The 19308-nt window shown below is 40.7% G+C and carries 15 protein-coding genes and 2 pseudogenes; 7 read left to right on the top strand and 10 right to left on the bottom strand.

The window, feature by feature from the left end; genetic code table 11:
- The first annotated feature begins 418 nt into the window (after positions 1-418).
- The 4 genes from NSTCB13_RS27410 (at position 419) to NSTCB13_RS27395 (ending at position 4415) form a co-directional block, all read left to right on the top strand.
- Positions 419-1300 carry a 4-hydroxybenzoate solanesyltransferase gene (locus NSTCB13_RS27410; protein WP_448274491.1) on the top strand — a complete coding sequence of 294 codons (882 nt, stop codon included), beginning with the start codon at positions 419-421 and terminating at the stop codon, positions 1298-1300.
- A gap of 78 nt (positions 1301-1378) precedes the next feature.
- Positions 1379-2452: an asparagine synthetase B family protein gene (locus NSTCB13_RS27405; protein ID WP_448274490.1), complete on the top strand. Its 1074-nt coding sequence runs from the start codon at positions 1379-1381 to the stop codon at positions 2450-2452.
- Positions 2373-3158 carry an asparagine synthase-related protein gene (locus NSTCB13_RS27400; protein WP_448274489.1) on the top strand — a complete coding sequence of 262 codons (786 nt, stop codon included), beginning with the start codon at positions 2373-2375 and terminating at the stop codon, positions 3156-3158. The genes NSTCB13_RS27405 and NSTCB13_RS27400 overlap by 80 nt, the downstream gene beginning before the upstream one ends.
- Before the next feature lie 588 nt (positions 3159-3746).
- The gene (locus tag NSTCB13_RS27395) at positions 3747-4415 is read left to right on the top strand and encodes a pentapeptide repeat-containing protein (RefSeq protein WP_445627191.1); all 669 of its coding nucleotides are present in this window, start codon (positions 3747-3749) and stop codon (positions 4413-4415) included.
- Here the strand turns inward: NSTCB13_RS27395 and NSTCB13_RS27390 are convergent.
- Positions 4412-4720: an IS630 transposase-related protein gene (locus tag NSTCB13_RS27390; RefSeq protein ID WP_445627192.1), complete on the bottom strand. Its 309-nt coding sequence runs from the start codon at positions 4718-4720 to the stop codon at positions 4412-4414. The two genes, NSTCB13_RS27395 and NSTCB13_RS27390, sit on opposite strands and share 4 nt — an antisense overlap.
- Positions 4721-4798: 78 nt before the next feature.
- Between NSTCB13_RS27390 and NSTCB13_RS27385 the strand changes: the two genes are divergently transcribed.
- Entirely contained in the window at positions 4799-4984 is a 186-nt protein-coding gene (locus NSTCB13_RS27385; RefSeq protein WP_445627193.1) for a hypothetical protein, read from the top strand.
- Positions 4985-5454: 470 nt separating this feature from the next.
- Here the strand turns inward: NSTCB13_RS27385 and NSTCB13_RS27380 are convergent, their stop codons facing one another.
- The 3 genes from NSTCB13_RS27380 to fraC form a co-directional block, all read right to left on the bottom strand.
- On the bottom strand, positions 5455-6234 hold the full coding sequence (locus NSTCB13_RS27380; protein WP_448274488.1) for an ABC transporter permease: 780 nt from the start codon (positions 6232-6234) through the stop codon (positions 5455-5457).
- A gap of 247 nt (positions 6235-6481) precedes the next feature.
- Positions 6482-7489: a septal junction protein FraD gene (gene fraD / locus NSTCB13_RS27375; RefSeq protein WP_448274487.1), complete on the bottom strand. Its 1008-nt coding sequence runs from the start codon at positions 7487-7489 to the stop codon at positions 6482-6484.
- Between the two features lie 60 nt (positions 7490-7549).
- The gene (gene fraC, locus NSTCB13_RS27370; RefSeq protein ID WP_445627196.1) at positions 7550-8089 is read right to left on the bottom strand and encodes a filament integrity protein FraC; all 540 of its coding nucleotides are present in this window, start codon (positions 8087-8089) and stop codon (positions 7550-7552) included.
- A gap of 238 nt (positions 8090-8327) precedes the next feature.
- Here fraC and NSTCB13_RS27365 point away from each other — a divergent pair, with 238 nt between their 5' ends.
- Positions 8328-9464: a cob(I)yrinic acid a,c-diamide adenosyltransferase gene (locus tag NSTCB13_RS27365; protein WP_094351432.1), complete on the top strand. Its 1137-nt coding sequence runs from the start codon at positions 8328-8330 to the stop codon at positions 9462-9464.
- A 201-nt stretch (positions 9465-9665) separates the two neighbouring features.
- Here NSTCB13_RS27365 and NSTCB13_RS27360 read toward each other — a convergent pair whose 3' ends face one another.
- The 4 genes and pseudogenes from NSTCB13_RS27360 to NSTCB13_RS27345 form a co-directional block, all read right to left on the bottom strand.
- A complete protein-coding gene (locus tag NSTCB13_RS27360) occupies positions 9666-10634 on the bottom strand; it encodes a diguanylate cyclase domain-containing protein (RefSeq protein ID WP_445627197.1) in 969 nt (322 codons plus the stop codon).
- Positions 10631-13486, bottom strand: a pseudogene (locus NSTCB13_RS27355) (response regulator); the annotation flags it as partial. The gene NSTCB13_RS27360 and the pseudogene NSTCB13_RS27355, both read right to left, overlap by 4 nt.
- A gap of 69 nt (positions 13487-13555) precedes the next feature.
- Positions 13556-14726 (bottom strand): annotated as a pseudogene (locus NSTCB13_RS27350) (PAS domain-containing protein); the annotation flags it as partial.
- 1035 nt (positions 14727-15761) lie between these two features.
- Positions 15762-15998: a hypothetical protein gene (locus NSTCB13_RS27345; RefSeq protein ID WP_322660092.1), complete on the bottom strand. Its 237-nt coding sequence runs from the start codon at positions 15996-15998 to the stop codon at positions 15762-15764.
- A gap of 597 nt (positions 15999-16595) precedes the next feature.
- Here NSTCB13_RS27345 and NSTCB13_RS27340 point away from each other — a divergent pair.
- Complete coding sequence (locus NSTCB13_RS27340) at positions 16596-17606, top strand: cyanophycin synthetase (protein ID WP_445627199.1); 1011 nt, start codon at positions 16596-16598, stop codon at positions 17604-17606.
- 65 nt (positions 17607-17671) lie between these two features.
- Here NSTCB13_RS27340 and NSTCB13_RS27335 read toward each other — a convergent pair whose 3' ends face one another.
- Entirely contained in the window at positions 17672-18022 is a 351-nt protein-coding gene (locus NSTCB13_RS27335) for a hypothetical protein (RefSeq protein WP_445627200.1), read from the bottom strand.
- 664 nt (positions 18023-18686) lie between these two features.
- Positions 18687-19169 carry a YbjN domain-containing protein gene (locus NSTCB13_RS27330; RefSeq protein WP_445627201.1) on the bottom strand — a complete coding sequence of 161 codons (483 nt, stop codon included), beginning with the start codon at positions 19167-19169 and terminating at the stop codon, positions 18687-18689.
- Between the last annotated feature and the right edge of the window lie 139 nt (positions 19170-19308).

Genomic DNA, 19308 nt, shown 5'->3' with positions numbered 1-19308 from the left:
GCTAGCACTGATATTTATGACAACACACTTGCTCAGGCTGAGTGCTGTTAGTAGATAGCTAGGGTTTAACCCATACTAGCTATGTATATTTACCCTACTACTTATAACCTCAGTGACTATTTAAAGATATTTAAAGTTGCCACTTTCAGTTATGTTTTTACAAATAACAAATAACGTTATTCTATAGATGTAAAGAAGTGTGAATTAAAAAATAAGGCATAGGGAATAGGGAATGGGGCATTGGGAAAAGACAAGGAAGACAAGGAAGAAGGGGGAGACAAGGAAGAAACTGGTTCAATAATTCTCCCTTGTCCCCCTTGTCCCCCTTGTCCCCCTCATCTCCCCCTGCTCCCCTGCCCCCTGCCTCCTGCCTCCTGCCTCCTGCCTCCTGCCCCATGCCCCCTGCCCCCTCAATCCTATGCTAACGACGCCAGAACGCCCCCAGTCACCAATTTGGCTTGTAATTATCCGGCTTTTACGCTGGCATAAACCAGAAGGGCGGTTAATTTTAATGATTCCTGCCCTTTGGGCTGTGTTTTTGGCAGCTTCAGGAAAACCGCCTTTACCTCTGGTTGGTGTGATTATATTGGGTACTCTGGCCACGAGTGCGGTTGGGTGTGTTGTCAACGATTTGTGGGATCGGGATATCGATCCAGAAGTGGAGAGAACACGCGATCGCCCCCTTGCTTCTCGCGCCTTATCTGTGAAAGTTGGAATTGTAGTTGCGATCGTCTCTTTAGCGTGTGCAGCAGTCTTGGCCTTTTATCTTAACCCCCTGAGTTTCTGGTTATGCGTGGCAGCAGTGCCTGTAATTTTGCTTTATCCAGGTGCAAAGCGGGTGTTTCCCGTACCGCAACTGGTGCTTTCCATCGCTTGGGGTTTTGGGGTCTTGATTAGCTGGAGTGCAGTCACGCAAAATCTTTCTCAACCAACTTGGTTACTTTGGGGCGCGACAGTACTGTGGACATTGGGATTTGATACAGTTTACGCCATGAGCGATAAAGAAGACGATCACCGCATTGGTGTTAATTCTAGCGCCCTATTTTTTGGTAATTATGCCCCTCTAGCCATTGGAATTTTCTTTGCTGGCACAATTTTGTTATTGTCTTGGTTAGGCGTAGTTATACATCTACACTTAGCCTTCTGGATTAGCCTTGCAATTGCTACTATCGGATGGGTTTGGCAGTCTCTGCGATTAAGAAAGGGAAACTTACCTAATTCTGCTTATGGTAAGATGTTTCAGCAAAACGTGTGGATTGGTTTTATTTTACTTGCTGGGATGATTGCTGGATCTTTATAAGTAGGCAAGAGGCAGGTGGCAGGTGGTTCAGTTGGAATCTGCGTTTCAAAATGTTGGATTATGCGTTAAAAATTTCCCATGCTATTTGATGCGTTTAAAAATCGTAAATCTCCTAAAATCGAATTCATCAAAACTAATCCAACCTGGCGCGTAGCATGGGGAAACATTAATCCAAATTATGAAGATATAGCTTGGCGAGATGAAAAAATTTCTGTAATTTTACCACACACAACTTCGGAATTTCCGGCAGAGAAATTAGCAATCAGTTCTAGAGGAAGATTTGTTGTGATTGGTGATGTTTGGTTAACTAACCGAGTGCAGTTGCTGCAAAAGTTGGGAATTGAACCGGATAGCTTTCAAGCAAGTTCTCTGCAACTGGTGGCCAATCTTTGGGAACAATGGGGTAATGAAAGTCTCAGCCAACTTGTAGGGATGTTTGCGTTGGTGGTTTGGGATAGAGACAAACAGGTGTTGAGATTGATTCGCGATCGCATCGGTGTTCGTACTCTCTATTATACTACCAGTGGTTCAGTTCGTTGGATTGCGCCTCAACTGAGAACTTTATCACCCCATCGTTCATCCGATTTAGATTTGGTGGCGTTGCGAGATTATCTTTGTTGTGCTTTTATTCCCGGCGAACGAACCCTTTGGGAACAGGTGCGGGAACTACGACCTGGAACCGTTTTAGAATTTCCCGACCACAAAGTTACAGCTTATTGGCAACTTCAAGAACAGATTATCGCAAGCGATCGACCTTTAGCATGGCATGGCGATCGCTTGCGAGAACTTCTAGAGCAAGTTGTTCAAGAATATTTACCACCAGCAAATGAACCCGTTGGCGTTTTTCTTTCTGGTGGTTTGGACTCTAGTAGTATCACAGCTTTAGTAGCAAAATTCCACAAAGCACCAGTCCACACCTTCTCGATTCATTTTGGTTCGGAATGTCCCAATGAATTAGAATTTTCCAGTCTCGTTGCATCCCATTGTCAGACGCAGCACCACATTTTAGAAATTACTTTTCAGGATATGTGGTCGCGTTTGCCGGAAACAATGGCTTATTTAGACGATCCTATTGGCGACCCCACTGACTGTTCCCAACTTTTTGCTAGGACGACTGGCGAGAGAAAGTGTAGAAGTAGTTTTAAATGGTGAAGGTGGCGACCCCTGTTTTGGCGGGCCAAAAAATCAGCCCATGCTAATTAATAGTTTATATGGCTCCGTCACCAATCAAGATGCATTGTATGCTTATTTAATTTCCTTTCAAAAGTGTGCTGTTGACTTACCGCAACTTTTAAAACCAGAAGTTTGGACAGCAGTACAAACAGCGCCTTGGGTTTTTACAGAAGATTTATATTCCCAAGCTAGCTATTTGAATCGTTTGATGGCAATGAATATCAAATTTAAAGGCGCTGACCAAATTCTGACCAAAGTTAGTAACTTGACTCAAGCTGCTCTTTTGCAAGGTCGTTCTCCTCTGTTCGACCAACGAATAGTAGAGTTAAGCATGGAGATACCTCCAGAGTATAAGCTTTCTGGAGTAGAAGAAAAAGCAGTTTTAAAGCAAGCAATTACCTACGGTACATCTTTGGCGATCGCAGATATCTTACCAGACACAATTATTCATCGTCCCAAAAGTGGCATGATGGTACCAGTGCAGTTAGGATTTCGGAAATATTGGCAGCAAGAAGCCAGAGATTTATTGCTCAATCGAAATGCATGTATTACTCCTTACTTAAACCAGTTGCCAATTCGTAATTGGTTAAACTATCAAGGAGATACTTGGAGCCGGTATGGAGTAAAGCTGTGGTTGCTTGCTAGTTTAGAAATTTGGTTACAAGTAAATCAAAAAGCACAGTAGTGAAAGCAACAAAAAGATACGCCATAACTAAGTTGAGTTATGCCTTCGCTATCAATCCTGAGTGAGGGTAAGTACTCAGTAATAATAAAAGTTTTGAATCTTACAGCAGTTTTCATGTATTTGAACCACATCTGTTGGAGGAGCGCAAGACCTTGCGCCCCTACCGCGTGGTCTATTTACCTGAAAATAGTTGTAACTTATCCCAAGGCTTTTCATAAAAGCCGTGAGAAAATCGAAGTCATCTGTCATTTGCCATTAGTACAAATGACTGCGACCGTATCAATATTTCCTGACTTATGTCAGCATTTTTTGTTTTAGAAACCACTGAAAAAACGCATTTTCAAGTGATTGCCGATTTTCTTTTAATTTATTTTTGATTATTTACTGAGCTAATCTCCGTTTGCGGTGTACTCTCAATATACGGTAACTACCAATACTTCTCGGTTAAGGGGAAAGAAAAAACCTTTAACCCAAACCCAGTAACCTTTTGCCAAAACCCGATTCCGAATTAAAAATGCCTAACCGAGAAGTATTGCGATAACTAGCACACTCAACCTTTGAGATCAATTACACCCAGAGGTGAATACCATGAACAATTATGCTCAACAACAGGAATTTATTTTAAGTCAAATCACAAATAAACATTTTCAGCGCCGAGATTTCAGTGGATGTGATTTGAGGGGAATCGACCTGAAAGGAATTAATTTAAATGGTATTAACTTTATCGGAGCAGATTTGCGTGATGCAAATTTGTCTGGCTGTGTTCTAACTCGTGCTAATTTAAGTGGCGCAAATTTGATGCAAGCTAGCTTACGTGAAGCCAATTTGTATGAAGCATCTTTATGTGAAGCCAATTTGACTAATGCTGATTTAACACGAGCAAATTTGTGCGGAACATTCTTATGGCGAGTTAAATTCATAGGTAGTAATCTTTGGGGTGCTTCTTTATGTGATGTAGATTTGAGAGAAGCAGACTTAAGTGAAGCCCAATTAATTGAAGCATCCCTGATTGAAGCTAACTTAAGTTTTGCAAATCTCACACGAGCAAAGCTATGTGGAGCAAAATTACTCGAAGCTAATTTGACTGAGGCTAACTTAACTAGTGCAGATTTGACATGGGCAAATTTAACTAAAGCAAACTTGAATAAGGCAAACCTTTGGAAGACAAATTTGATTTATGCGAAGTTGCGAGATACTATCATGCCTGATGGCACAATTGAGCAACCTCAGATAAACCTCATCTATGTTGAAACCTAGAGTTTTTTAAAAAATATTAAAAGATATACAGCACTTTGCGCGACTAACTGGTACAGTAGCAGCAGTGAGAAAAGATGTTCTGCTACCATTTCCTCTATCTGTTGAGAATAACCAGATAGTTGGCTCGGTTTTCCTCCAGTTGCTACACTTGGCTCTAGTGTCCCTTTTTCTCGTTTTCGGTTCACGAGGTCTTGTACTGTATTTTTATTTACCTTGAATCTTTCTGCTACTTTGCGAATAGATGTATTTCCCGCTTCGTAAACACTAATCATTTTCTCCCGCAGGTCTACTGAGTAGGGTTTCATCTGATTTTTTACTTTTATCTTCTCAACTACTGTACCAAACCGTTACACAAAGTGCTGTATTTATGTAGGTTGGGTGGAATGAAACGCAACCCAACATTACTACCTGATTTATGTTGGGTTACGCTATCGCTGCACCCAACCTACAAAACTACTACCATCGGGGGTAAGGGTGGCGGTGAAGTTGTCGCCTCGGAAGAATTTGGAGCCGTTGACGGTTTGGATGTGGCGGTCAAATTAGCTGTAGCCGTTGATGATGCCTGCTAGGTGTCCTATTTCGTGCAGGATGCTGGTGAGCAGGTCGTATTTGCCGAATGCATCGCCTGTAGTGGCGCAGAAGGCTGTGTCGGTGAGGGTTTGGGTGAATTCGCTGTTGTCTAGGGGGGGGTGGGGTCGATGAACCATCCGATACCGTTGGCGTCGTCGTCGATGAGGATTGTGCCGCCGTTAGGGCGACCAAAGGAGTCGAATTTGGTGATTTGAGCTTCGGCTAGTTGTCCTGTAGGGAGGTCTTCGATTTGGAAGGTTAGCGATTTATTGACGGTGGTGCAGACTTGTCGTCGTTAAGGCAAGTCTATTATTGATTTTTTTGTACAAGCACTACTGGCTGATTCTAATAATTATCTGTCTCCCCCATCTCTACTTTCTAAATATTAGACCTGAATCTTTACGAATTAATAACCAATGACAAATGACAAATGACCAATGCCCAATGACAAATGCCCAATGCCCAATGTCTAAAATTCACGTTGTGAAAAGATCGCAATAGCGATCGCTAACAACATGGCACTATAAAGTAAGCCATAACTAGCATTCATAATCAGTGCAGTAGTGTCAGGTAGTGCTTGCAGACCATAAACGGCATCATTTTTCAAATCTAATCGAGATAAATCTGGCAAGAAAAGGAACAAAGCTTGAGTTAGACGTTCCATACCAGGGTTACGGCTCAGACGACCAAGTTGTACTAAATCTTGAGTAATATTTCCGATTAAATATACCGCAAAGGTTAAAATAGTCGCTAGCAGAGAAGCAGTAAAAACACCAAAGGTAATAGCCACAGCAGTAATTAATGACAACTGCAAAAATAAGAAAATTGCAGCAATTAGAATGCTTCCTGTAGGATGAGGAATATTACCAATTTGCAGAAATAGCAGATAAATTACTGTCATCGTGGCGACAAGCACAGCTAGGACTGCGGATAAACCCAAGTATTTGCCAACGATAATTTCGCTGCGACTAACGGGTTTAGCAATTAATACTAAAATAGTACGTTTTTCAATTTCTTTATTAATTAGTCCCGTACCAATAAATATCGTAATAATTAACCCGATGGCATTCATCGCCGTCATCCCAAAGTCTAAAAACATTTTATCTTCAGCTGTAGCTGCAAATTCAGGAAGGACGCGGAAGGCAGTAGCGAGTACTAGCGCATAAAAACCAATAATATATAGAATGCGATCGCGTACCACTTCCTGAAACACATTCTTTGCCAATACAAAAATTCTGTTAATAGTCATTTGTCATTTGTCATTCGTCATTTGTCATTCGTCATTAGTTATTCTCCCTGCCCCCTGCCCCCTTTCAAGGGCAGGCTTTTAGGCTTTCGATAAATAGTTGAGAATGTTCTCAATTATTGAACGTAGTTTTAAGTTCTCAGACAATGGTTTTGGTTTTAAAATCCCAAAAATTTGTCTAATCAAAAAAACCTGCCCCAGAAAGCCCCCTGCCCCCTGCCCCCTGCCCCCTACTCCGCTACCCCACTCGTCACTGCTGCGGAGGCGGTGAACCAGAAATTAATTTACTGGCGCGATCGCATTCGATTTCTGCAACTGTAATCTTATTCTCGGAATTAGTAGCTGTTGCAACTGGTTCAATGCGACAAGATTTTTTTAAGTAATAGCCCCGTGGGTTAGAACTTGGGCCTATCCAAATACTTAATAAATCTAATATATATCCAGACTTTGTATTAGCTACACGCGGCTCAACGCGCCATAGTTCCTTTTCTTCATATTTACTCAGGTTCTTTTTAATGATTTCCCTACCCAGATTTCCTACCCGCTGTTTCGCATCTAGCAACCATTTTTCTACTTCTGACCAAGGTCTTTGGGCTATTTGATCTACTACTATTGGTTGAAGTCTCTGGAGAATGACAACGCCGTTTCGGGGAATTTTTACTAATTCTTCTGTTCTAGGAACAAAGGTACTATGTTTAAAAGTATCTGCCTGCAAACTGGGATATTGTCGTAACCAATTATCCGTCACAAAGTGAAACTGAATCCAGCAACTTAGCAGCATACTACTAGCAACCAAAATTATGATTCTTTGGCGATCTTGTGGTTTAGGAATGCGAGCTTTTGCATCAGTATCATTTCCTTCAATAAACTCTGGTATTGCCGTAATTAGTGCTGAAATTGTCGGCCAAAAAACGATTGTTCTGGGTGTAATTACATCTCGTTGATCTCCAAATGCAAAAACACTCACTAAGAATCCAGTGATTACTGCCCCGACTGGCATAAAAGTACCAGGAACCCTCAAAGGATCTTCAGTTGTATACCAAGCTGTGCCGGCAATTAAAAATAACCAACCGAAAAAGGCAATTATATCTTTGATATAACCTGTAGCACAATATGAAAGTACCCAAGAAAAAATACTCAAATAAATAAATGTCTGCCAAGAATAAGCTTTGGGTGGAACTAATATTTTTCTAATTCCTGCATAAAGCCCTTCAACAAATTTAAAAGCCCCAAAGAAATCTTTTAGTAGCGTATTCATATTCCTCCGTACACCTGATTAATCAATATTTTTCCTCTGAAATAAACAAGTAGTTTATTGCTATTTTGAACGAAATAATAAAATAATAGTTATTGCAGTATAGCTTAGAGAATTTGCTATTAGTACAGTAGTAACCAAATTAGTATTTTGGAAATTCAGAGTGATAAAACGACGCCGTTGCAAGCGCTGAGATGTTTTAGGTTCTTCTTCCTTTGTCACAAATGATTCATTTAATGAGAATAACAAGACCCTTAAAATGAAAAATTTCATCAAAAACGTAGTAAAAAAAATTATACAAGCAGTTAAAATAATAAAAGGTTGTGTGTTCGTCGATTTGAAATTATTAAAAAATACATAGTTAATTAATTCTGATTTCACCTGTATTGGTAACATTGGTTCTGATACAAAAAATATGAACCAACCAATTACGCTAGAAAACAGATTGATAGAAATTGCATAAAAAGTACTGGTTTTTTTGTCAAATTTTAGTCGAGAATGCAAAACATAAGCTTCGATGGGGATAGCAATCAGTACAAATAAAAAGTCAAACAGAAATCCACCAATGGGAAAAACCCTGGGAAGCATCCAATTGTCAAGCATAAATGTTTAAGGGTAAGGGTTAACTGTAGTGAGTATAACTGGGATAGTAAGGGTGATGGGGGAAATTATCCCATTGTTCTTGTCCTTTACTATGCGAGTGTGCCAGTATTCCTCTATTGAGATTGTTAATAGATCGAACTAACCCTTGTACAGAGGCGTTAGAGGGGCAGTTTCTCTACCTGAGAGTACAAGAGGTTAGGTAAGATTAAAGACTGCCATAGTTATAGCTTTTCCAGAGATGACAAGGAACGGTATTGGAATTCGGACGGCGCAAGTGCGTCAAGAACGGCTTATTGGTCAAATTCACGTCTACGATGGTCTGGGTAAAGGTAAATCTCAAGCGGCTTTGGGGGTGGTTTTGCGCTCCATTGGCTTGGGAATAAATACGCCTAGCAATTCTAATCGTGTTTTACTGCTGCGATTTTTAAAAGGGCCAGAACGTGATTATGACGAAGATGGCGCGATCGCAGCTTTACAACGCGGGTTTCCCCATTTAATTGACCAAGTTCGCACCGGGAGAGCCGAATTTTTTGGCCCAGAAGAAATTACCACTTTTGACCGAGACGAAGCAATGCGGGGTTGGGATGTGGCCAAAGGTGCGATCGCTAGTGGTTTATATTCAGTTGTCGTCTTAGATGAAATTAACCCAGTTCTGGATTTGGGTTTGCTACCAGTGGATGAAGTCGTAAAGACATTAAAATCTAAACCCCAAGAGTTGGAAATCATCGCTACCGGACGCGCCGCACCGCAAAAATTGCTTGATATTGCAGATTTGCACTCAGAAATGAAACCTCATCACCACCCAACAGCCAAAGCCCTCTTCCTGGAAGGGATTGAAATTTATACTGGTGCTGGTAAAGGTAAATCTACTAGTGCTTTGGGCAAAGCCTTACAGGCAATTGGTAGAGGAATTAACCATCCAGGGTCTACCCGTGTATTGATTATGCAGTGGCTTAAAGGTGGTACTGGCTACACAGAAGACGCTGCGATCGCCGCTTTGCAGCAGTCATATCCAGAAGTGGTAGATCATCAGCGTTGCGGTGGAGATGCGATCGTCTGGCGAAATTCCCGGCAAGAATTAGATTATGTAGAAGCCGAACGAGGTTGGGAAATTGCCAAAGTTGCGATCGCCTCTGGATTGTATAAAACTATTATTCTCGATGAACTCAATCCCACCGTTGACTTAGAATTACTCCCCGTAGAACCCATTGTCCAAGCTTTACTCCGCAAACCCCGCGACACCGAAATTATTATCACTGGCCGCTGCCAAAATCCACCCGCGTACTTTGATTTGGCTAGCGTCCACTCAGAGGTTTATTGCCACAAACACTATGCTAATCAAGGTGTAGAACTTAAACGAGGTGTAGATTTTTAAATGGGGAATGAGGGAATGGGGAATGGGGAATGGGGAATGGGGAATGGGGAATGGGGAATGGGGCATTGGGCGAAACAGTTGCGAGTTCCGAGTAAATAAGTGAGTGAGATTCACAACTCAGCACGGGCTAAACGCCCCGCTTCCGCTAACAGCACTGAGCACTCCTGAAGGGCATTGGGCAGATAACTGAATGTTGACACATTAGCGTAAATTTGTACTTTCGGGTAGTAGAATATTTTGCACAAAGCGATCGCGTCCTGTTGCCTTTGCTTGATATAACGCTCGATCGGCTGCGGCAATCATTTCTTCTAAATCAGAATCTGGCTGAGGAATTTCTGTTGTAAACCCAACACTAATAGTTACATGAGAACTAACTTGGGAATTTTGATGAGGAATTGCTAATGTTTGGACAGCACGACAAATTTGGTCGGCAACATGAGTCGCCCCCTCGGTGTCTGTGTTTGGTAAAATCACAGCAAATTCTTCCCCACCATAACGGGCAACTAAATCTCCGGGACGTTTAATAATGTCTTTGATAGCTTGGGCAATTTTCTGAAGACAGCGATCGCCTACCCGATGACCATAGGTATCATTATATAATTTGAAAAAATCAACATCGCAAAGAATCAGAGAAAGCGGACGTTGCTCGCGTTTTAGACGCTGCCACTCTTGGGAAAAATACTCTTCAAACCGTCGGCGATTGGCTACTTGAGTTAATCCATCGATAGTAACTAATCGCTGCAATTCCAGATTTACGGCTTCTAGTTTTTGCTGTAACTGAGATTGCTGAATCAAGCGTTTTACCCGTTGTCGCAAAACTGGCCAGTGAATCGGTTTGGTAACAAAATCCATTGCTCCCACTGCAAATGCACGGTCAACTGACTCTTGATCTTCAAGTCCTGTAATCATTAAAACTGGAGTATGCTTGTTATAATCCAGAAGTTCCAACTGAGTGCAACACTCGAATCCATCCATATCCGGCATTATGGCATCAAGGAGTACTATATCAGGGTGCAGTTGGTTAAAAAGATTTATTGCCTCTATGCCATTTTGAGCTTCCACTATTTGATAGCCTTCCCGCTCTAAGAAATGCCGCAGTATCAAGCGAATAAAAGGTTCATCATCAACAATTAAAACTAAAGATTGGCTTTCTTGAGCAGTGGCTTTCATAGTGCTTCCTTCGCGAGTTCTTTTTCTAAGGCAGTTTTAACTTGTTCATATTCCTGATACAGTAGTGAAAGTAATTCTAAATTGTTTTCTAAGTTACTGCTGCGTGCCTGTACTTCTAACACCTTGCAAACTTGTGCCAAGGCGATCGCTCCAATAGAAGCGCTGCTGGACTTGAGTTTGTGTGCTGTCTTCCATATAGTTTGGATATCCTGACTTGCGATCGCTGTGCTGATATGTTGCACTAGTCTGGCTGTCTCTGTAAGATAACACTCAATTAGTTCAGCAAATGCCACACGATCTCCTCTAAGCATAAGCTGCAAGGATTGGAGGATTTTGGCATCAATTTTGGTACTTTTTAATGTCTGGTTTTGCCCTGACTGTAAGATATTTAACGAAGGTTGCAATTCTGGGCGCATTACTTCCCCTTGTTGTTCGATGGAAGTGAATTCAAAATTTCTTTGGGGTGGACATTTGCTGAGTGCCTGAGCTAACTCTTGTAGTTGAATGGGTTTGCTAATGTAGTCATCCATACCAGCGGCAAGACAAAGTTGGCGATCGCCCCGCATGGCATTGGCAGTTATGGCGATGATATGGGGACGAAAACCTATCCCCCATTCTTGACAGATTCTCCGAGTTGCTTCTAAACCATCCATTTTGGGCATCTGAACATCCATCAACACTACGTCAAATCGCTGTTTTTGCAGAGCTGCGATCGCTTCTAGCCCATTACTGACGACCTCTGCGCCATAACCTATTTTCTGTAGCATCAATAGAGCAACTTTCTGATTAACAACCGTGTCCTCTGCCAAAAGAATTCGCAGTGGCAGTCGATGACCCAAATGCCGATCTACCAAAGGAAAATGAGAAATACTGTTGAGGATCGGCTGATTTCCCAAAACACGAGTCATAACATCGTAGAGTTGAGAGTGTTTGATGGGTTTACTCAAAGAAGCAGCAAACTCGACATCATTAAAGTCAGAAGAAGTTTCTACTTTCGCTAAAGAGGTCATAATTACCAAAGGCAGATTTTGACAACCAGATTGCTTGCGGATTTGACGAGCTAGGTTTATGCCATCCATTTCTGGCATCTGCATATCTAAAATAGCTATATCAAACTGCGTTCCCTGAGCAAGTTTAACTAAAGCTTCTTTTCCAGATTTGGCAGCATAAGTTTCCATCTTCCAAGACTCAGCTTGCAAGCTAAGAATTTGGCGATTGGTTAGATTATCATCCACAATCAATAGTCGCTTGGATGCAAGCAGGGTTGAAGTGCTTACAGCTTGTTCTGGTTGAGCAGCCACTTTGGTAATAATGGTGAAATAAAATGTTGAACCTGGTGAAGAGTCAGGAAATGATAATAATTTTCTCTTATCCCATCTAGGGCTAGAATTACCACCAACAAACCCCTGGCTTTCTACCCAAAGAGTGCCGCCCATCATCTTACTGAGCCGCTTACTAATCGCCAATCCTAGCCCTGTGCCACCGTATCGTCGAGTCATGGAGACATCAGCCTGAGTGAAAGGTTGAAATAATCGCTCTATTTTCTCTGGTGCGATGCCAATACCTGTATCTTTGATTGCAAATTGAATTTCGTAGAGAAGTTGTTCTTTTTCAACAGGTATCGGGGATTGGGCATAAGAGGCAGAGGGGCAGAGGGGCAGAGGAGCAGAGGGGAAAGACTTACTGCTACTTCTTCTCCTGTGCTCCCCTGCTCCCCTGCTCCCCTGCTCCCCTGCTCCCCTGCTCCCCTGCTCCCCTGCTCCCCTGCTCCCCTGCTCCCCTGCTCCCCTGCTCCCCTGCTCCCCTGCCTCCCCTGCTCCCCTGCTCCCCAGTTCAACAGAGAGTAATACTTCTCCAGTTTCGGTAAACTTGATAGCATTATTGAGAAGATTCATCAAAACTTGGCGCAGACGAGTCAAATCACCGACGATCTCAATGGGAACTTGGGGCTGGATCAGATAAACTAGTTCGATATCCTTTTGGGCAGCTTTCGGAGCTAAAAAGGAAATAGCCTCCTCCACACAAGCTCTCAAATTAAAAGGCTGTTCTTCTAATTCCAGTTTGCCCGATTCAATTTTGGAGAAATCTAGAATATCGTTAATGATGGTAAGTAAAGTATCTCCGCTACTGTGAACTATTTCCAGAAAGTCTTGCTGTTGAGGTGTAAGGTCAGTATCCAGCAATAGACCTGTCATGGCAATAACAGCATTCATTGGAGTCCGAATTTCATGGCTCATCATTGCCAAAAACTCACTTTTTGCCCGATTTGCAGCTTCTGCTTGACGTTTTGCCTGCTCCAAGGCAAAGTTTTTCAAAGTAAGTTCTTCACGTTGGCGTGTTTCTTGTTCCAGTAAGTGAGCTTGTGCTAGAGCAATACCTAGTTGAGCCGCCACCGCTTCTAGTAATTCGATTTCGTCTTGTGTCCATTGGCGAAAATAGCTGCATTGATGTAAACCGATCGCTCCATTGGGTTCTCCTTGATAGGAAGTGCGGATTGACAGCATAGACTTCAGCCCAATTTCTCGGCAGATAGGCTGAACCATTTGCAGTAAAGGCTCAACGTAGACATTTGGAGAAGCGATCGCATTTTCTTGGGCGATCATCTGCTCGGCATGAGGATTGTTAGTCATAGGAACTTCCAATTTCAATACAGAGCAGTAACCAGGGAGTGTATTATATTCTGCTACTAAAGGGATTTGTGGTGTGGGGTTACTAATGTAAGAGTGGATTAGACAGCGATCGGCTGCAAATGCTTGTCCAATTTGGGTAGCAGCCGTCTTAAAGATTTTGGTGGTGTCAAGACTTTGACGAATTTCTTGAGTAATTTGTTCAAGTAGTAGGGTGCGATGCAATTGCCGTTGCAGTGCCTCTTTAGCTCGTTTGTGTTCGGTAATGTCGTGATTGATGCCGACAGTCGCAACAGTTTCCCCCTGTTCATCCTGTAGAGGGACTACGGTTGTTTCGCAAATTCCTTCACTGCCATCTTTGCGAATAAAGTGTATTTCCCCTGACCCAGCGTCCTTGCTGGGTGACTGTTGACAAAATGTTGGCGCTTAATGTTGCGGCTACTTCCGGCTGATGCAAAATACTGGGATGTTTAGCTAAAACCTCAGCTTTGGTATAGCCAAACATACCTTCGGCAGCAGGATTCCAATCAATAATACTTCCAGTTAAATCTGTGATAATTACGCCATCATGCATATTTTCAAAGGTGAGGGCTTGCCGACGTAGATTGGCTTCGGCTTGCTTGCGTAAACAAAGCTCATTGTAGACATCGCTAATATCTCTCTGAATACCAATGAAGTGGCTTAACTCACCATTGTCATCATGAATCGGAGAAATACTCAATTCATTCCAAAACAAAGTACCGTCTTTGCGATAGTTGCGAAGAACAACTTTGCAACTTGTTCCAGTTTGAATAGATGAGCGCAATTCATTAAGTGCTGGTTGCTGGGTATCTGTGCGTTGCAAGAATCTACAGTTTTGTCCAATTACATCAGTAGCACTGTAGCCTGTTATTTGCTCAAAGGCAGGGTTGACGTAAATAATGGGATTGTAGGCGATTCTGGCATCGGCAATCATAATTCCATTACTGGTAGCGGCTAGTGCCCTCTCCCTCAGCCTCAAGGTTTCTTCAACCAGTTTCAAATCAGTAATGTCAAACATAAATCCCCTCAGCCCGATCGCAGTTCCGGCTTCCTCAACGACACTAACAATGTCTCGCAGCCAAACAACTCGCCCATCAGCAGCTAACATCCGATATTCCAATTCGTGATTTTCGCACCTAGCAGTTGCTTCTTGACAAAAACGAACAGAGTTTTCCAAGTCATCTGGATGCAGATGATTAACCCAAAAATTTTCCTCGTACCACTCTGCGATCGGATAATTTAACAAGTCTACCGCTTGCGGCCCTACGTAAATAAATCGCCAAGTTTTCAAATCCAATTCCCAAGGGATGACTTTGACAGTTTCTAGCAGCTGTCGCAAACGATTTTCACTGGCGATCAGGGCAATTTCTACCTGTTTCTGTTCAAAAATTCTGTGAGTTAACTCCTGATTGATTGCTGTTATTTGTTGGTTTCTTGCATTCATTGCCAAGCCAAAATAGATTGATAATGTCAACGTGACAACAACTAATAACCATGCAATCAATTCTACTTGTGTTAATAACCCCGGATTTTGGATTAAAAGTCTCTGCCAGAGTAGGAATACAGAGATTGAGAAGAAAATCCCCAGCAACAGGGCAAGTAATTCTTGTTGACGAAAAAATCTCACAGCTTTGAACCAGTAATATCGGTGCTGTTTTTCCACTTATTAACTCTCTAGAATTTTCAGGGCTTATTGCACTAACTTTTACTTTTAAGTAATCTAAAATATCAGTAGCAAGGGGGAATTTACGGAATTTATTTTTAGTTAATATATCAAGATATTTATGTATTGCCCGAAAAACTTAATTATTTCTAATTATAATTACATTTATTTTGATACTAATTATTTATGAATACGCATAGTAAAAAATCCCACCACCTGCGGCACATCTCTCAATACGGTTCGGATAAGCATTTTGAACTCAAAATAGGGTTTGGGGAAAAGGGAAAAGGTTAAGGGTTAAAGGTTTTTTATTCACCTTTCCCCTTTACCCTTTCCCCTTTAACCGAACCGTATTGGCACATCTCCTTGGTAAGGTGAGGTTGGCAGGGGTTAAAACAATGTCCAGCTTCACCAAGAATTAGTATGAGAACTGCTAATTTTTTGTAGTATGACCTCACGTTAATTGAGATGGTAGAAGGTACTAGAAACCAAAAGATCCCCAACTTCTTGAAGTAAGTCGGGGATCTAAGCCTCTGCCTGGAGAGCAAATTAAATATAGTGGTTCGCACAAATTTTAATTAGACTACGCCTGCGATCGCAAGAAAAGGATAATGGAAATTCAAAACCAGATTGTAGAGACGCGATTTATCGCGTCTTGATTTATCGCGTCTTGATTTATCGCGTCTTGATTTATCGCGTCTTGATTTATCGCGTCTTGATTTATCGCGTCTTGATTTATCGCGTTTTGAAAGACCAATAACCCTTAAACCAAGCATATTGGATTAAAAACAAGGGTTAATGCCATTTGCTTGTACTTTAAATTGCAGCTTCTTGGCGTTGACAATCAAAAACAACCATGTAGGAAGCATCTGGTATTTCTTGAGGAAGGTGCCGCATATAGCCATCGGCATCAGAACGGCTGCGGAAGCGAGCAACAATTTCCCGTTGCGTATTAGGAAGTTGACGAGCGATCGCCCAAGAATTCAGGCGTTCTTTATACGCAATAGTTTGATTGTCTGATTGGGAAGTTTTGTTATCCGTATTTTCTGGCATAATTATCTTAACCGTATGAAGTTTAATGAAGGGCCTTAATTAGTTTCTAGGTAGGAATGCACCAACGCTTTTTTTAATGCTGCTGCCACCTTGTTATTCGATTATTAATAAATTGTCAACACTGAGCGCTATATTTTAGACCAATTAAGTTGAAATTTTCAGGTGGCAGTGAGTCTCAAAGCCTTAATTTGCAATTGTTTCCAGGACACAACAATGTTCAAACAGAAAGTTTGGCAATTTTTGGGTTTGCATTATTTGTATGTATACACATAAGTAAAGTCCGCATCAGTGGTAAAACAAACATTAATGTCTGAAAACATACTATTTACAAGTTGAAGAGAAAATAAATAATGTACGCACTCTTAATTTTTCTATAGTCTGATTAGTAAAGCTACATTGCAGGCATTTACATTTTTTATAGTTAGTTGAAAATAATTAAATTTTCAGAGTTTATTGAAATATTCAAAAATTAATTTTCCTTCAGTTTTTGACTAGAGTTTTAGGGACAAACAATAGTGCAATTGTTAAAATTGAAAATTCTTGACTAATTGTCACAAAATAGTTAAAATTTTTTCGACGAAATTCTAGTTATCGATAATGAAAACACCATTTTTAACATCAATAATTAAAAAAATAGCAACAGAAATAGAAGCAGCAGTTTTAATAGACCCAGAATGCACTTTTATGGGATTGATTACATTTAAAAACGGCAATAAAACATTTTTTCGTAATACCAGGTTTAGTATTAATTCTTTTGGTTCAGTAGCAATAGCTAAAGATAAAGCAGTTTCAAACTTTTTTCTGAATAAATTTGGCTATAAGGTTACTGAAGGGAAAACGTTTTTTAGTGACGAATTATGCGAAGAAATAGCTAATCCTAGAAATATAGATGCAGGATTTTATTATGCTCATGAGTTGGGATTTCCTGTAATTGTCAAGCCGATTAACCTTAGCCAAGGAATGTTTGTTACCAAGGTTCACAATAAGCAAGAATATTATCAAGTAGCTAAGAAAATCTTGCGAAAAGCCTCAGGATTTATTGTTGAGCGATTCTATAATGGCAATGATTATAGAATTGTAGTACTTGATGATAAAGTAGTTTCGGCATATCAAAGAATTCCTTTATTTATCATCGGAGATGGTCAATCTACTGTTTTGCAACTTATGGAACAGAAGCAAGAAACTTTTATCAAAAATGGTAGAAAAGAAATTATAGATTTTGAAGATTACAGAATCAAAAAAAACTTGCGAAGACGGAAGCTAAATTTTAGTAATGTTATACCTAAAAATAATATAGTCTATCTTTTAGAGAATGCAAATTTATCAACTGGAGGTGAGGCAATAGATTTCACTGACAATATCCATCCTGATTTTAAAAAATTAGCAGTAAATATTACAAAAGATATGGAATTGAGATTATCAGGTGTGGATATTCTTGCTAATGATATAACCTCACCAATGGAAGATTATACAATTATTGAAGTAAATGGCGCTCCTAGCTTAACTCACTATGCGTCATTTGGTGAAGTTCAGACGAAAAGAGTCGAAAATTTATATCTCCAAGTTCTCAAAATACTTGAAAACGAGAATAACAGAATAAATAATTGATTTTGATTGGAGGCGAAGCAGAGATTGCTCCCCTCCGGAATTCTTTTGCAATTCTAACGATTTCTTCACCACTCCTTATTTAATAGGGATTCAAATTCAGCTTGTAAGGCGGTTATATCCGCCAACCTTGTGACTAGTAAATTATCTTTACCAGCATCATTTAAACGCATTTTCCAATAACGAATACTGTCTGAGTTATTCAACCAAAACTTAATCACGGTATCTACCACTTGATCCAAATTCCAATCCCACTTGGCTGGAACTGATTCTACCGATTCTAAAAACGTATCTAACGTACACGTATGCATTCCCAAGTATTCCACACCTTGGTGGGGTGGTTTTTGCCCGTTTTGTTGTTGCTGATTAAAAAACTGCAAAAGTGGAGATATTCCTACAATATCAAAAGTGTATTTCATGCCACTACTCCCAATTTTATATTACTTACAGAAAATATTTAGTTTTTTCTATTTCTAAAATAATATCTGGAAAGGAACTAATGCATCTACAGAAAGTGCAGTTTTGGGCTATATCATAGGCGTTAAACTTCAGCGATAAATTAGCACTTACAAGCATTGAGTGCTAATATTTATTTGAGAGTTTGATTGATTACTAAAAAGTTTCAGGCATTAATTAAAGGATGCATATATCTTTAATAATTATTTAATTAGTTATGTTACGACTTGTAAAGCCTAGATTCTCCCTAACTCACCTTTTGAGGGCTGGTGATTAGCAATAAAGCGGCTGTGTAATGAAATCAGTAAGCCAACAGATAACCTGGACGCCATCGAGTCTGTCAAGCAAACTGCCATAATTTGAGCGATCGCACCCTAAATGCAGATGGGGTCAATTCAGCAGTCAGTTCTAAAAGTGTCACTTACTAGACTCGGCTTTTGATTGAAGCAGTGATACTATTTAGTTGTGTGAGGAGCAAGTTAAAAATAAAAAGCGCCTGGGGTGGAAACACGGCAACACTCCCAGGCGCTTTTTAATTGGTACACAGAAAAAAGTTTTTGCAGATTCTCCCAAACCGGATTGCTAGACATCGGATGTAGCAATAGCCCAATCAAAATCTAAAATTCCTTAAGCCGCACCAAATTCAGCTTGTAAGGCTTCATCGTTATTATCAGCGATCGTTGCCACAATGGTAATTAGCCGAGACACTTCGCCAGGAGATAACTCTGCTAAGGTGCGTGTCGATATTACAACCACTCGGTTTTCAATAATACCGAAACGCGCTTCAAAAGTACTAGAGCAGTTCAACTCCAAAAGATACCGCATCAACTTAGGTTCATCTTTGGCAGGTAAATTTAGCACCGCAGACCAAACCGTTATTGTGTCTTCATCGGTTGTCCCGTTGAGTTGGACAAATACTTCCACGCTTCCATACTTAAACTTCCAGAGATAACCACCCTCTGGAGTGTGGCTAACCATAGCACTATCATCTTGTTCCAAAGAGTCGATGACATTTTCAATTACCTCAACATGGTTAATGCTTGTCGTCTCGGCGATTAAATCACTAACGGATTCGTTATTACTAGTTAGGGTTTCTGGGTAGCTGGTCATACAGATTTTTTCTCAACATACTCGCTCTACACATACTTTATAACTTGTAGACGTAGTTGTAAGGGCAATCCATGAATTGCCCCTACTGATTGCATGGTTCTTCCGGCTACCATCTGGTACTATTTTGCAAAAATGAGAA

The organism is Nostoc sp. DSM 114160 (assembly GCF_053470305.1).
The sequence above is the reverse complement of the archived record's forward strand: the minus strand, read 5'-3'. Positions and strand labels throughout refer to the sequence as shown.